Source organism: Candidatus Erwinia haradaeae (assembly GCF_900699015.1).
GTDB classification, from domain to species: Bacteria; Pseudomonadota; Gammaproteobacteria; order Enterobacterales; family Enterobacteriaceae; genus Erwinia_E; species Erwinia_E haradaeae_E.
In genome coordinates this window covers 843,242-858,971 of sequence record NZ_LR217737.1, presented here as the reverse complement: position 1 = coordinate 858,971, position 15,730 = coordinate 843,242, and the positions used below count along the sequence as shown (strand labels likewise).

Genomic DNA, 15,730 nt, shown 5'->3' with positions numbered 1-15,730 from the left:
AGGCAATAATGTAAAGATATGAAGATGATAGCTTCAATATTATCCTACATAATAATAATTTGCCATGATCAATGATTTTTTAGGAAAAAAAGATTTCATAATTGAGTGCTGTAATATTACAGCAGAATAAAGTATTTTGATGTTAATAGCTATATTATGATGTTTATTAACCTGAAACCCAAGGAATCTACTATAGATTAATATTTAAAATTAAAGTTTTTATATATTCTTGATACAAGATCAAATGTATCATTTATTATAAATTTATAAAGTAGATGAATATCAGATATTAATTATCTTTCTTCTAAAGAAAAACAATCTATTTCTAGCTTATAAGGTTAGTTAAGCTATCAGTATTGGAATGATTGAATATGTTTATATTCATAAAGGTTTTATAGATTATTTTTAAATTTTATGTGATTTTTCTATATATTAATAGCGATATATTAATATATAGAAAACATAATAGGTATGTAAAAATTATTTTAATTTAGGTTTTTATATAATTAATTCTATCTAATTTATTTGATATTGGATTTATTATAATATGTTTTTAGGATCATTAGGTAAGAATGCTATTGATTAAATAAAAAGTTTTTGATTTTATAGAGGAATTGTATATGATCTTCCTGTGTAGATGATTAATGTAAGTCTTGATAGTTTTTAAGAAGATCTTACAATTACTTAGAGTATGTGTGTGATATGTAGATCAATAGGTTATCATTAATCATAAGGTGTAGAAGAATAATTAGAAGTATTTTACAAGAAAATAAGCTTTAATTAAAATTTTAGAGAGTTAGTATATTGTTATTAGTTGATTTTGATCGGTAGTAAGTAGTATTGTTAATTATTTTTACAGGAAGGTTGAATTGGTATGATTACTTAATGTCGCGAGAAAGGTAGAGATATCATATAGATTAGATAATTATAATATTATTTAGTATTTGTATTGATCTATTAGATGTTAACTGTTGTCATTAATCTAATGTAATGTTTTGTTATCTTAGATAATGAGTCTGTTATTTTTATAAAATACTCATATCAATAAAGTTATTTTAATATTATATCGATAATGATGGCTGATATAAGTGTTTGATAATTAAGTAATAAAGATTTAAATAAACAATTTTGTCAGTTCTTAAGCAAGTTATACTTTGTGAATAGATCATATTTTTTATGCAGGTACAGTAATTCTTAGATCTAGTGGTTACTTACTAATAGTACTCTAAAAAAGAGAACGATCCATGCATTATAGTGATACGATTGTAGCGCAAGCAACTGCTGCCGGACATGGTAGTATTGGGATTTTACGTGTTTCTGGTCATCAAGCGGATGAGGTGGCACGACAAGTGCTTGGCATATTGCCGAGACCCCGGTATGCGGAATATCTTCCATTTTTTGATTTAAATGGTGATATCTTAGATCAGGGTATTGCGCTATGGTTTCCTGCTCCACATTCTTTTACGGGTGAAGATGTTTTAGAGCTGCAAGGGCACGGTGGTCCAGTTATTTTAGATCTTCTCTTAAAGCGTGTTTTGTTGCTACCTGGGTTACGTATTGCTAAGCCCGGTGAGTTTTCAGAACGGGCCTTTCTGAATGATAAAATAGATCTTACTCAGGCCGAAGCAATTTCTGATTTAATTAATGCTAGCACAGAACAGGCAGCACGTTCAGCTATGAACTCATTGCAAGGTAGATTTGCGACTCGAGTGAAAGATTTAGTTGAAGTATTAACTAATCTTAGAATGTACGTAGAAACTATGCTTAATTTTCCAGATGAAGAGATTGATGTCTTTTCCGATAGGATAAAAATAGAGCTTGAGAAAGTAATTTCTTATCTAGATTTAGTGCGAAAAGAAGCACATTTGGGTAGCATCCTTCGTGAAGGATTAAAGGTGGTTATTGCTGGAAAGCCTAATGCAGGAAAATCTACTATTTTTAATATACTTGTTGGACGTTCATCTGCTATTGTCACTGATATTGCAGGTACTACGCGCGATGTATTACGTGAGCATGTTAATTTTAATGGTATACCATGTTGTATTATAGATACTGCTGGACTTCATGAGGCTAGTAATGAAATAGAGAAGATCGGTATCGAGCGAGCTTGGAACGAGATTAAACAAGCTGACCATGTGCTATTTGTTTGTGATGCAACTTGTACGAATGATATTAATCCAGAAAAGATCTGGCCAGATCCTGTTCATCTTTTAGATAAGATACCTCCTTTCACTATAGTGCGAAATAAAGTTGATTTAACAAATGAAAAAATAGGAATTTTAGAAAAGGATGGGTATTCAGTTATTTTCCTATCAGCATGTACTCGAGAAGGTATTACTGATCTAAATACTCATTTAAAGCTTAAAATAGGTTCAATGGGTGCAATTGAAGGTGCTTTTCTTGCTAGGCGTCGCCATGTAGAAGCTTTGGCGCTGGCTGACATGTATCTTAAGAATGCTTGCCATCACCTATTCTTAGAGCAGGAGCAGGATTTATTAGCTGAAGACTTACGTTTAGCCCAAGAGGTATTGGGTGAGATTACTGGTTTATTTAGTTCTAATGATTTATTGGATCGTATATTTTCTAGTTTTTGTATTGGTAAGTAAGCAGAAAGTGAGTGAATAATATTCAATTCATCTATCATGACTATATAAACAATAGTCATTGATATGATAGATATTTAGAAAGAAGGCAGTATTAAATATTTAAAAATATTAATAAGGTGTTTCAATATACTTTTAGAGTTAGTATTATTATTAGGTTCTATTTATTAATGGATGATTATTATAAGTTTATATCTATTAGATCAGTGAAGAGGTACTAGGTGAGGAGTTACATATCTATTAAATTTGAGTTTTAGTTTTCTTTAAGTAAATTTTGATCAGATTCTGGTATTTTCATTATTCATTGTGGAGAAGTAGAAGTTTTGATATTGTTATATCATTCCTTTTTATCATCAAAAGAAATCATATTTGCATAATCTTGTAGTGAATTGTAGATTATATAAGTATAACATTAGTGATTGGAGAGAGAGCTAAAGTAAAATCTATGTCTAGTATTAGAGTGATGTATTTCTTATTGGTTGAAAATTTCTTTTGTGTATAGTGTGATTGTATTTGTCAGGATAATTGATTTAAAATTATATTATAGAGGATGTAAAATATTTTATATGACTTTCAGTGTCATAAGAGATTGAATCAGTCGGTATTGGGAGGTGTAATAATGAATCAGATTCCAATGACATTAAGAGGTGTAAACAAACTGCGTCAAGAATTAGAAGAACTAAAAAATATAAAAAGACCTGCAATGATTTCTGCAATTGCTTCTGCTCGTGAGTATGGTGATTTAAAAGAGAATGCGGAATATCATGCTGCTCGTGAAGAGCAAGGCTTCTGTGAAGGGCGTATTCAAGAATTAGAAGCAAAACTTTCACATTCTCAAATTATTGATGTTACAAAAATGGCTTCTAATGCTAATGGACGGGTGATTTTTGGTTCTACGGTTACAGTTCTTAATATAGAAACTAAGCAAGAGTTTACATATTGTATTGTAGGTGATGATGAAGCAGATTTTAAAAAAAAATTAATCTCAGTTAATTCGCCAATGGCGCGTGGATTGATCGGAAAGATGATAGAGGATATTACTCTGATTAAAGCGCCTGGAGGTGATATTGAATATCAAATTGTACGAGTAGAATACCTCTAGTTTTTCTATCTTTAATCATAAGATTAAATCATTATAATGCAGAGTCATAATGATTAATGAATACTATGTAGTCAAGTAAGTGTTTGTTTTACATTCTTCTTATTTGTTCTTTGTTAAGAATCTTGTATAATATCTACAAGATTATATTGAATAGCATATAAATACAAAGGTATTTTAATAAAAATTAAGTCTTATATTACTCAATAAGTAATGTCTTTTCTTTAGACCAAGATTGGTATCTTAATGTATTAAGATTCAGGGTTAGGTCTTACACAAATTTTTATATTTAAAAGACATTAAGAGGATGGTGCCTTGGAGAGTTCTAGTGATACTTTTAATAATTATACATGCATATTTTATTTTTTAAATATCATATTTTTTCATAGAAATCAATCTGTATAATAAGGAATTATTGTATGTTTTTGTAGGTACTTTATGAGAATAAGTGAATATCTGATTTTCATTTGTGTGGTTATATAAAGTATTGATTTATAATCAAAGTATCTTGTTTTCTATATGCATAATAAGTTACATAATTCATAGATGATCTTTAGATAAAAGCACGTTGCTGTATTAATTTGTATTTTTATTGTATGGATTCTATCTATTGTTTATATACTACTTATAGTGTAGATGATTGCTGGATCTATCTAGTTTTTACTAATCTTGAAATAGATTTGGAAGTAATATGAGGGCTAACAAGCGTGCGGCAAGTTCTAATCGGTGGTTTCAAAAACACTTAAGTGATCCATATGTTATTCAAGCGAAAAAACAAGGTTTACGATCACGCTCTTGGTTTAAGTTAGATTCTATACAAAAAACCGATAAATTATTTAGTCATGGCATGACAGTGATTGATTTAGGATCCTATCCAGGAGGATGGTCGCAATATGCATTAAGTAAGATCGGTTCTACTGGTCGTTTAATTGCTTGTGACCTTGTGTTAATGAAACCGATTGTTGGAGTTGATTTTTTACAAGGAGATATTCGAGATCCACTATTGATAGACGCTATTTTAGAACGGATAGGTCTTACTAAGGCTCAGGTAGTGATGTCTGATATGGCTCCTAATTTAACTGGTAACTCTGTTATTGATATTTCACAATCATTATATTTGTGTGAAATTGCATTAGAGGTCTGTTGCAAGGTTTTATCATTTAATGGGAGATTTGTAGTAAAAGCATTTTATGGCGAGGGTTTTGAAGAATATTTACAAGAGATGCATTCTCTATTTACTAGTGTAAAAATTCGTAAACCGAATTCTTCACGTCCTTGTTCTCGTGAGGTTTACATTATTGCTACTGGGCTAATTCTATAATTAGAATCCTAGAAGAGAGATTTTAGAGTATCCTAATTATAGGTATAAGGGATGTATAGAGCGGTACTTAATGTTATTGATTTGTGGCGTGTATAATATGAGGTTAATTACTTGAGCGATATGGCAAAAAACTTAATTCTTTGGCTAGTTATTGTAGTTGTGCTTATGTCGATATTTCAGAGTTTTGGACCTAATGAGTCAAATAATCATCAGGTTGATTATACTACTTTTTTATCAGAAGTAAATCAGGATCAAGTACGTGAAGCACGTATTAGTGGTAGGAAAATTTATGTATTGACAAGCAATAGTCGAAGGTATGTGACTTATCTCCCTATAAGTGATCCAAAGTTATTGGATAATTTATTGGCTAAAAATGTTAAGGTTCTTGGAGATCCGCCTGAAGAACCTAGTCTTTTAACATCGATTTTTATTTCATGGTTTCCGATGTTTCTGCTTATTGGTGTGTGGATTTTCTTTATGCGTCAAATACAGGTTGGTGGTGGAAAGGGAGCGATGTCTTTCGGAAAAAGTAAAGCCCGAATGTTAATTGATGATCAAATTAAAACTACTTTTTCTGATATTGCTGGTTGTGATGAGGCAAAAGAAGAAGTAAGTGAATTAGTTGATTATCTTCGCGAGCCTAGTCGATTTCAACAATTAGGTGGTAAAATTCCAAAAGGTTTACTGATGGTTGGACCTCCAGGTACTGGAAAGACGCTTCTTGCAAAAGCAATTGCTGGTGAAGCTAAAGTACCATTTTTTACTATTTCTGGTTCTGATTTTGTCGAAATGTTTGTTGGTGTTGGTGCCTCTCGTGTCCGTGATATGTTTGAGCAGGCAAAAAAAGCTTCACCATGTATCATTTTTATTGATGAAATTGATGCAGTAGGTCGTCAAAGAGGAGCTGGATTAGGTGGAGGTCATGATGAACGTGAACAAACATTAAATCAAATGTTAGTTGAGATGGATGGTTTTGAAGGTAATGAAGGGATTATTGTAATTGCAGCAACTAATCGTCCTGATGTCTTAGATCCAGCATTATTACGTCCTGGTCGTTTTGATCGACAAGTTGTAGTTGGTTTGCCGGATGTAAGAGGTCGTGAGCAAATTTTAAAAGTGCATATACGGTGTGTACCTATATCAGCTGATGTTGAGATGGGGATTATTGCTCGTAGTACTCCTGGTTTTTCTGGTGCAGATCTTGCTAACTTAGTTAATGAAGCTGCACTTTTTGCCGCTCGCAATAATAAGCAAATAGTATCTATGCTTGAATTTGAAAAAGCCAAGGATAAAATTATGATGGGTGCAGAGCGTCGCTCTATGGTTATGACTGAAGCACAGAAAGCATCCACTGCATATCATGAAGCCGGTCATGCGATTATCGGTCGATTAGTTCCTGAACACGATCCAGTTCATAAAGTTACTATTATTCCTCGAGGCCGAGCTTTAGGTGTAACTTTCTTCCTACCTGAAGGTGATTCAATTAACGCTAGTAGACAAAAACTAGAAAGCCAGATTTCTACTTTATACGGTGGACGTTTAGCAGAAGAGCTTATTTATGGTATTAAAAATGTATCTACAGGTGCGTCTAACGATATTAAAGTAGCAACATCGATTGCTCGTAATATGGTGACACAATGGGGTTTTTCAGAAAAACTCGGTCCCCTTTTATATGCAGAGGAAGAAGGTGAGGTATTCCTTGGACGCTCAGTAGCAAAACCTAAGCATATGTCTGATGAAACTTCGCGCATAATTGATCAAGAGGTTAAAAAGTTAATTGAAACTAATTATCAACGTGCGCGCTCGATTCTTCATGAGAATATTGATATCCTTCATGCTATGAAGGAGGCGTTAATGAAGTATGAGACTATTGATTCATCTCAGATTGAGGATTTAATGGCGCGTCGCACAGTACGTGATCCAGAAGGATGGATGGATCTTGACCAAATCAATAATTTAGATGAGAAGAATAGTATATCAGATGCTCCTACTTTAGAGAATATATCTAATACACCTAGTCTTAATAATACGATTTTAGAAAGGACTAGGGGTAAGTAAATACAATCGTATAGTTATTAGGAATAAGTCTGATAAAGAGTGATCAGTTCAAAGAGTGAGATGGCTCAAAACTGGAGATGATGTATTATGAAGTTATGGGCAAAAGGCGTCATGCTAGATTTAACTTATCCTCATGTGATGGGTATTTTGAATATGACTCCTGATTCTTTTTTTGATGGAGGAAAACATCAAATATTAGATAAGGTACTTACCTACGTTAATAAGATGATTCATTCTGGCGCTACTATTATTGATGTTGGCGGGGAATCCACTCGTCCCTATGCTTTGGGCGTAAGCGTAGAAGAAGAATTAGAACGTGTTATACCGATAATTGAATCTATTTCTCAACGCTTTTCAGTTTGGATCTCAATTAATACATCCAAGCCTGAGGTAATAAGTCAAGCAGCACAAGCTGGTGCGTATATGATTAATGATATCCGTTCTTTAAGGTTGCCAGGTGCACTTGCTATGGCGCAGAAAGTGGGGTTACCTGTTTGCTTAGTCCATATGCGAGGCCAGCCTCATAATATGCAAGACAATCCATATTATCATAATGTCTTGCATGACGTAGAAGCATTTTTTCTAGAACATATTGCTCGTTGTGAAGATATTGGAATTAAAAAAGTTCAATTAGTACTTGATCCTGGTTTTGGTTTTGGTAAAAGTATTATTCATAATTATCAATTATTAGGTAATTTGAAACGATTAAATCATTTTGATGTACCATTGTTAGTGGGTATATCACGCAAGAGTATGGTGCATAAATTATTAGGTATAAGGCCTTTGCATAGTTTAAGCGGAAGTCTAGCTTGTGCCGTTATTGCTGCACTTCAGGGTGCTCATATTTTTCGTGTTCATGATGTAAAAGAAACTATAGAGGCGTTGAAAATTGTTGAAGCTATGCAAGCTATTCATGGTAAGGACATATAAATAGCATGCGTATACGAAAATATTTTGGTACAGATGGAATTCGTGGTAGAGTAGGTCAGTTACCTATTACTCCAGATTTTATATTAAAGTTAGGATGGTCTGTAGGAAAAGTGTTATTACGTAATGACTTGAGACAGATTATTATTGGAAAAGATACGAGAATATCTGGTTATATGTTAGAATCTTCTTTAGGGGCTGGATTATCAGCAGCTGGATTATCGACGGCTTTGACTGGTCCTATTCCAACACCAGCTATAGCCTATTTAACTCGCGCTTGTCGCGCTTCTGCTGGAATTGTTATTTCTGCATCACATAATTTTTTTAATGATAATGGTATTAAGTTTTTTTCGAATGAGGGTAATAAGTTTTCTGATGAAGTAGAATTAGCGATTGAAGATGAAATAGAAAAATCATTTACTTGTGCAGATCCTACGACTTTAGGTCAGACTAGGTATATTCGTGATGCTACTCGTCGATATATTGAGTTTTGTAAAGGTACATTTCCGAGTTATTTAACACTTAAGACATTAAAGATTGTAGTCGATTGTGCCAATGGAGCAACTTATCATATTGCACCTCATGTTTTACGTGATCTTGGTGCCACAGTAATTGCCATTGGTGTGCAGCCTGATGGAATGAATATTAATAAAAATTGCGGTTCTACTGATCTACGTTTACTGCAATCGCGTGTAGTTGAAGAAAACGCTGATGTAGGATTGGCTTATGATGGTGATGGTGACAGAATCATTATGGTTGATCATCTTGGTCATAAAGTTGATGGTGATCAAATTTTATATTTAATTGCTCGTGACGGATTAAATCGAAAGGAGTTAAAGGGCGGTGTAGTTGGAACGATTATGAGTAATATGGGATTGGAGATTGCTCTTAAAGAGTTAGGTATTCCATTTGCTCGGTCTAGCGTTGGTGATCGCTATATACTGGAGATGCTAAGAGAAAAGGGGTGGCGATTAGGGGCAGAAAACTCTGGGCACGTTATTTTGTTAGATAAAACTACTACTGGTGACGGTATCATTGCTAGTTTACAAGTATTGGCTGTCATGTTAAATAATAATAGTACTTTATATGATTTATGTAGTGGTATTAAACTTTTTCCTCAAAAAGTGATTAATGTATGTTGTAATGGGAATCAGAATCCATTAGAATCAATACAAGTTCAAGAACTGAAATATCAAGCAGAATTAAAATTACAAGGTCGTGGACGTGTTCTTTTACGTAAATCTGGTACTGAACCATTAATTCGCATTATGGTCGAAGGAGATAATTTTGATCAAGTAACTATCTTGGCTCAACATATTGCTCATGTGATAAAAACTATAATATAGATTTGATTATTTTATAATTAATTACTATTTGATGAGTATTGGATTAAAGATTGATTGTTTATTATCTAGTTTTTACTAGATATTAAAAATAACGAGATAGATTAAATATCATTTAATTTTTTATTTTGTGTTTGTGTTTTGTAAGATATGGATTACATATTAATATTTTGGATTGTAGTTTGATAAAGTAAAATATATAAAGATTTTTTCTAATTTTTAAAATAATTACCTTGACTTATAAATTAATAATTGTGTATGCTCAATTTCTAAAATGAAAAATCACTGTATTGAAATAGATTTCGAATCTATAAATATCAGTCAAGAGAAAGTAGAATTTTTTATTAGATTATATTAGGAATTTTATTTTTAGATATAGTACTTTTCTTTTAAATGACAATTGTAATATAAATTGGTTTTTTTTGTTATTATTGAATAGGAGTAAAGTTTTTTATTATTTTATTTAAATAAATAAATGTATTTTTTGATTTATCATTTGTATGAAGATTAACAATAATCTATTGTATTAAAGGATAGATAAGTTAAATAATTAGTAATAAAAATTCAATAAAAATAAGATAGTATGTTTATTATCACTACTATAAATACAGTGTAGATTTATCTACTAAAAAGATTAGATATCATTAATGAAGGATATCTTATAAAGATTAGAAATAAGTAGATATTAGTAAATATATTATTTTATTTTTAATCTATATTTAGTAAATTAATATACATGAATAGAGATTCTATGTTGTATATTTTAATATAAAAACAAAAAAAAGTGGGATTATTAATTTTAATTGTAAAGAGATTTGTTAGATTGTGATTTTTAGAGGTAATAAAAGTCAGAATGTTCACTATGTATACAGTTCTTTTGTTTATTTTTATTGTAATAGCAATCGCAATGATTGTTTTAATTTTATTACAGAAGGGATCCGGTATAGGAATGGAAACGTCTTTCAGAACAGGCGCTTCTAGTACCTTTTTTGGTTCTAGTGGCTCAGCAAATTTCTTAACCCGTTATATAATTCCCTTTCTAGCTATTTTATTTTTTTTAATTAGCTTAATCGTAGGCAATATTAATAGTCACTCTACTAAGAGAGATGATAAATGGCAAGAGGCGCTCCGTGTAGAGAACTTCGATCACCAAGATCCCTCTTCACTTCCTTCTATGAAAAAACACGTTCTTCCTTAATGAAGAGTAGGATATTTATTCAATTAGTAAGTAGAAATAGTTTGGTAGGCTGAAAAGCCGGGGTGGTGGAATTGGTAGACACGCTACCTTGAGGTGGTAGTGCCTAAATAGGCTTACGGGTTCAAGTCCCGTCCTCGGTACCATAAAATCTTTTCTTATTAAATTTTACTTGTTTATTTGTTTTGGATGAGTATATAATAAACCGCGGGGTGGAGCAGTTTGGTAGCTCGTCGGGCTCATAACCCGAAGGTCGTTGGTTCAAATCCAACTCCCGCAACCACTTTGATTAACTATTTTGGTGATATAGTTTTATATAAAATATATGGTAGATTATTAACGAATCACTTTTGGACGTTACCGAACTTCTATAAGCGGGTTACAATAGTCCAGTAATAAAAAACCCCGAAATATTTCGGGGTTTTTTATTACTGGACTAAGGGTTGCTGGGCTCTATAGGCCCTTTTTTTACATCTACTGATTGAGTTTAATGTAAAAGTTTTTTATTGGTTTTGAACCTTTACTAATAAAGATTATCTCTATATTGAAGATGGGATGTTATTTTTTAATAAATCAGAATATAGTTTTTATTCTTTCATCTTACTATAATGTTAAGACATATACATTAAGATATTGATGTCCATTTTATAGTAGTTTTATTTGTCTTAACTGAATTATTATGGTTGTAGATTAAAAATAAAGAGGTAATCAGGGACTGCTGTAGCTTTTAAGGATCTTAAATAAATTATTCATATAATGGTGTAGATAATATTGGATACAGTCGAGTCGCGTTTTATGTATTACAGTTCAGAACCCTGGAAGTAGCAGGCTACTCTTTAGTTTTTAAAGACACGATGGTAACTGTTTGCAAGGGTAACGACACAATATGTGCTAATTAACATCTAGCAAGCGAACGCGGTTTCCTACCTTTCGAAGTCTGGATTGAGGCATACTGGGATGAATAAAGAAATCTTAGCTGTTGTAGAAGCGGTCTCTAATGAGAAGTCGCTCCCACGTGAGAAGATTTTTGAAGCGCTAGAGAGTGCGCTGGGAATAGCCACTAAAAAAAAATATGAGCACGACATTGATGTGCGCGTGATAATTGATCGAAAAAGTGGCTACTTTGACACCTTTCGTCGTTGGCGTATCGTTGAAGAAGTTAGTCATCCTACCTGCGAAATTACATTAGAAGCTGCATTATATGATGATAATTCGCTTTCTTTGGGTAAATATGTTGAAGACCAGATTGAATCTGTTACTTTTGACCGTATTACAACTCAGACCGCTAAACAAGTGATTGTACAGAAAATGCGTGAAGCGGAGCGTGCTATGATTATAGATCAGTTTCGTAAACAAGAAGGGAAAATTATTACTAGCATAGTGAAAAAAGTTAGTCGTGATATTATTTCTCTTGAAGTTCGTTCAAACGATAGTTCTAATACTATCGCAGAGGCGGTAATTATCCGTGAAGATATGTTACCTCGTGAAAATTTTCGACCTGGAGATCGTGTTAGAGGAGTATTATATTCTGTACGCCCTGAAATACGTGGAGCTCAGTTATTAGTAAGTCGTTCTCGGCCTGAAATGTTAATTGAATTACTTCGTATTGAAGTTCCTGAGATTGCTGAAGAACTTCTTGAGATTAAAGCTGTGGTTCGTGACCCAGGTTCACGAGCTAAAATCGCAGTAAAAACTAACGATAAGCGCATTGATCCAATTGGTGCATGTGTTGGTATGCGTGGAGCTCGTGTTCAGGCAGTATCTAGTGAGTTGGGTGGCGAGCGTATTGATATTATACTTTGGGACGATAATCCGGCGCAGTTTGTAATTAATGCTATGGCCCCAGCAGACGTAACTTCTATTGTCGTAGATGAGGATGCTCATACAATGGATATTGCTGTAGAGGCTGGAAATTTAGCACAAGCGATTGGTCGTAATGGTCAAAATGTTCGTTTAGCTTCACAGCTGAGCGGATGGGATCTAAACGTAATGAAACTAGAGGATTTACAAGCAAAACATCAGGCTGAAGCTGATCAGGCTGTCAATATTTTTATTAAATATTTAAACACTGATGAGAATGTCTCTATTATGCTTGTGCAAGCTGGTTTTTCTTCTTTAGAAGAGTTAGCGTATGTTCCTCTTAATGAGTTATTAGAAATTCATGGTTTAGATGTTCCTATGGTAAAAGTTTTACGTGATAGAGCTAAAGATGTATTAACTACTCTTGCCCTTGCTAGAGAACAAGGTGTGATTGATATTCAGCCATCTGAAGATTTACTTAATTTAGCAGGATTAGAGAGAGAGTTAGCTTTTAGGCTGGCTAAAAAAGGAGTCCGTACTTTAGAAGACCTTGCGGAACAAGGTATTGATGATTTGTCAGATATTGAGGGTCTAACTGATGAGTTGCAGGCTGGAAAACTAATTATGGCTGCACGTAATATATGTTGGTTCGATGCTGACGCATAATAAATTGTAGCAGGAAGGAGTAGCATGACGAGAGATGTGACTATAAAATCGTTGGCTGTAGAAATTCAGACATCGACAGAACGTCTAGTACAAAAATTTGCTGATGCAGGAATCAAAAAATCTGAAACTGATTTTGTGAATCAGCATGAAAAAGAGGTGTTGCTTGCTCATCTTAACCGTGATCATGCTAGTAGATCTAGCAAGTTGACTCTGCAACGTAAGACGCGTAGCACCTTGAACGTTTTAGGAACTGGAGGTAAAAGGAAATCAGTACAAATTGAGATCCGCAAAAAACGAACTTATACGAATTATTCTTCAACTCACTCAATAAAAAAAGAAGGAGACACGCAAGTACATCATGAATCCAAATTTATTGACAATCACAAAGATAATATTAAATCTCAGTCTCTAGAATTGGATTCAGAGTTGATTAAGAAGATAGAAAATACAAAACATATAAAAAATAATAAATTTAATCGTCAAATAACAGAAAGAAAAGAAGTAAGTACTAAAAACTTTAATACTATTGCGTCTATGTCTCAGACTGATAAAGCTCGTCGTGAAGCGCAAGTGTTGGAATTAAAGCGTAAATCTGAAGAAGAGGCACATCGTAAGATTGAAGAAGAAGCTAAACGTGTTTCAGACGAAGCACGTAAAATGGCAGAAGAAAAAGGTGAAGAGTGGGCAGCAGTTATTAAAGAAATAGAGGATACTTCTGACTATCACGTTACGACCTCCACCCATGCCAGAGCAGCAGAAGATGAGAATGATGCTCAGGTTGAAAATGAACGTCGAAGTCGTTCTGCACGAACTCCTAAAATTCAGGTACGGAAAAAAGGTAATAAACATTCTGAAGCGAAAACTGATCGTGAAGAAGCGCGAGCACAAGTTCGTTATGGTAAAGGTGGGAAACGTAAAACAAGCTCTTTGCAACAAAGTTTTCATAAACCTGTACAGGTAATTAATCGTGATGTAATGATTGGTGAAACTATTACTGTGTCAGAATTAGCCAATAAGATGGCTGTAAAAGGTTCTGAAGTTGTTAAAACTATGATGAAATTGGGTGTTTTAGCAACGATTAATCAGGTTATTGATCAGGAAACTGCACAGTTAGCAGCAGAAGAGATGGGTCATAAAGTAATATTACGACGAGAAAATGAGTTAGAAGCAGCTTTAATGAGTGATCGCGATACTGATGTCGTTTTAATTTCACGTGCCCCCGTTGTGACTATTATGGGCCATGTAGATCACGGTAAAACATCTTTGTTGGATTACATTCGTTCTACTAAAGTTGCTGTCGGAGAAGTGGGAGGTATTACTCAACATATCGGTGCCTACCATGTTGAAACAGTCAATGGTATGATTACCTTTTTAGACACACCAGGGCATGCTGCTTTTACTGCCATGAGAGCGCGTGGAACTAAGGTTACAGATATTGTTATTTTAGTAGTGGCTGCAGACGACGGAGTCATGCCCCAGACTATTGAGGCAATTCAGCATGCTAAAGCAGCTAATGTTCCCGTTGTGGTTGCAGTGAACAAATGCGATAAAGTTGAATCTGATCCAGATCGCATTAAACATGAACTAACTCCATATGGTATTGTTGCGGAAGAGTGGGGTGGTGAGAATATTTTTATTAATCTTTCAGCAAAAACTGGTAGTGGAATTGATGAGTTGTTAAAGGCTATTCTTCTTCAAGCAGAAATGCTAGAACTAACAGCAGCACGTCATGGTATGGCAGGAGGTATAGTAATTGAGTCTTTCTTAGATAAAGGTCGAGGTCCTATTGCCACTATTTTAGTTCGTGAAGGTACGATAAAGAAAGGTGATATTGTTTTATGTGGTCTTGAATATGGACGGATTCGCGCAATGCGTGATGAATTGGGTTGTGAGGTTTTAACGGCAGGCCCATCAATTCCAGTTGAAATTCTAGGTATGTCTGGAGTACCAGTAGCAGGTGATATTGCTACAGTAGTCCGTGACGAGAAGAAAGCTCGTGAAGTTGCATTATATCGTCAAGGTAAATTTCGAGAAATAAAATTAGCTCGCCAACAAAAAGCTAAACTAGAAAAAATGTTTTCTAGTATTAAAGAGGGTGAGATATCTGAAATGAACATTGTGTTAAAAGCTGATGTTCAGGGTTCGGTAGAAGCTATTTCAGATGCACTAATTACCTTATCTACTGCAGAAGTACAAGTTAAAATTATTGGTTCTGGAGTAGGTGGAATTACAGAAACTGATGCTACATTAGCTGCAGCCTCTAATGCAATTTTAATTGGCTTTAATGTACGTGCTGATGCATCAGCACGAAGAATTGTAGATGTAGAAAATATAGATCTTCGTTATTATTCAATTATATACAATCTTATTAATGAAGTAAAATTAGCGATGAATGGAATGTTATCGCCTGAATATAAACAAAAAATTATAGGTTTAGCGGCTGTTCGTGATATTTTTAAGTCCCCTAAGTTTAGTGCTATTGCTGGTTGCATGGTAACTGAAGGTACTATTAAGCGTCATAATCCAATTCGTGTCTTGCGTGATAACGTAGTAATTTATGAAGGTGAATTAGAATCGCTTAGACGATTTAAAGATGATGTAAATGAAGTACGTAATGGGATGGAATGTGGTATTGGTGTAAAAAATTATAATGATGTTCGTGTAGGGGATATTATTGAAGTTTTTGAAATTATTGAAATACAACGCACTATTGATTAA

The 15,730-nt window shown here is 33.7% G+C and carries 8 protein-coding genes, 2 tRNA genes and 2 pseudogenes; all 12 read left to right on the top strand.

Going from position 1 to position 15,730, the window contains the following annotated elements; all coding sequences use genetic code 11:
- Positions 1–1,244: 1,244 nt before the first annotated feature.
- On the top strand, positions 1,245–2,606 hold the full coding sequence (mnmE, locus tag ERCIPICE3303_RS02545; protein WP_157991150.1) for a tRNA uridine-5-carboxymethylaminomethyl(34) synthesis GTPase MnmE: 1,362 nt from the start codon (positions 1,245–1,247) through the stop codon (positions 2,604–2,606).
- Between the two features lie 616 nt (positions 2,607–3,222).
- Positions 3,223–3,705, top strand: coding sequence for a transcription elongation factor GreA (gene greA, locus ERCIPICE3303_RS02540; protein ID WP_157991149.1), 483 nt, complete (start codon positions 3,223–3,225; stop codon positions 3,703–3,705).
- Between the two features lie 688 nt (positions 3,706–4,393).
- Complete coding sequence (rlmE, locus tag ERCIPICE3303_RS02535; protein ID WP_157991148.1) at positions 4,394–5,023, top strand: 23S rRNA (uridine(2552)-2'-O)-methyltransferase RlmE; 630 nt, start codon at positions 4,394–4,396, stop codon at positions 5,021–5,023.
- 120 nt (positions 5,024–5,143) lie between these two features.
- A complete protein-coding gene (gene ftsH, locus ERCIPICE3303_RS02530; RefSeq protein ID WP_157991311.1) occupies positions 5,144–7,081 on the top strand; it encodes an ATP-dependent zinc metalloprotease FtsH in 1,938 nt (645 codons plus the stop codon).
- 87 nt (positions 7,082–7,168) lie between these two features.
- On the top strand, positions 7,169–8,011 hold the full coding sequence (folP, locus tag ERCIPICE3303_RS02525; RefSeq protein ID WP_157991147.1) for a dihydropteroate synthase: 843 nt from the start codon (positions 7,169–7,171) through the stop codon (positions 8,009–8,011).
- Between the two features lie 5 nt (positions 8,012–8,016).
- Positions 8,017–9,354, top strand: a complete 1,338-nt coding sequence (glmM, locus tag ERCIPICE3303_RS02520) for a phosphoglucosamine mutase (RefSeq protein WP_157991146.1) — start codon at positions 8,017–8,019, stop codon at positions 9,352–9,354.
- Between the two features lie 850 nt (positions 9,355–10,204).
- Positions 10,205–10,549, top strand: a complete 345-nt coding sequence (secG, locus tag ERCIPICE3303_RS02515; protein WP_157991145.1) for a preprotein translocase subunit SecG — start codon at positions 10,205–10,207, stop codon at positions 10,547–10,549.
- 56 nt (positions 10,550–10,605) lie between these two features.
- Positions 10,606–10,692: transfer RNA gene (locus ERCIPICE3303_RS02510), tRNA-Leu, on the top strand.
- A gap of 60 nt (positions 10,693–10,752) precedes the next feature.
- A tRNA-Met gene (locus ERCIPICE3303_RS02505) sits at positions 10,753–10,829 on the top strand.
- 674 nt (positions 10,830–11,503) lie between these two features.
- Positions 11,504–13,012, top strand: coding sequence for a transcription termination factor NusA (nusA, locus tag ERCIPICE3303_RS02500; RefSeq protein WP_157991144.1), 1,509 nt, complete (start codon positions 11,504–11,506; stop codon positions 13,010–13,012).
- Positions 13,013–13,036: 24 nt separating this feature from the next.
- Positions 13,037–13,319, top strand: a pseudogene (locus ERCIPICE3303_RS03355) (IF-2-associated domain-containing protein); the annotation flags it as partial.
- A 233-nt stretch (positions 13,320–13,552) separates the two neighbouring features.
- Positions 13,553–15,730, top strand: a pseudogene (infB, locus tag ERCIPICE3303_RS02495) (translation initiation factor IF-2); the annotation flags it as partial.

Bases quoted from the DNA above. Each gene is read 5' to 3' on its own strand.
- folP (WP_157991147.1), top strand. From the start codon at position 7,169: ATGAAGTTATGGGCAAAAGGCGTCATGCTAGATTTAACTTATCCTCAT.
- ftsH (WP_157991311.1), top strand. From the start codon at position 5,144: ATGGCAAAAAACTTAATTCTTTGGCTAGTTATTGTAGTTGTGCTTATG.
- glmM (WP_157991146.1), top strand. From the start codon at position 8,017: ATGCGTATACGAAAATATTTTGGTACAGATGGAATTCGTGGTAGAGTA.
- rlmE (WP_157991148.1), top strand. From the start codon at position 4,394: ATGAGGGCTAACAAGCGTGCGGCAAGTTCTAATCGGTGGTTTCAAAAA.
- mnmE (WP_157991150.1), top strand. From the start codon at position 1,245: ATGCATTATAGTGATACGATTGTAGCGCAAGCAACTGCTGCCGGACAT.
- secG (WP_157991145.1), top strand. From the start codon at position 10,205: ATGTTCACTATGTATACAGTTCTTTTGTTTATTTTTATTGTAATAGCA.
- nusA (WP_157991144.1), top strand. From the start codon at position 11,504: ATGAATAAAGAAATCTTAGCTGTTGTAGAAGCGGTCTCTAATGAGAAG.
- greA (WP_157991149.1), top strand. From the start codon at position 3,223: ATGAATCAGATTCCAATGACATTAAGAGGTGTAAACAAACTGCGTCAA.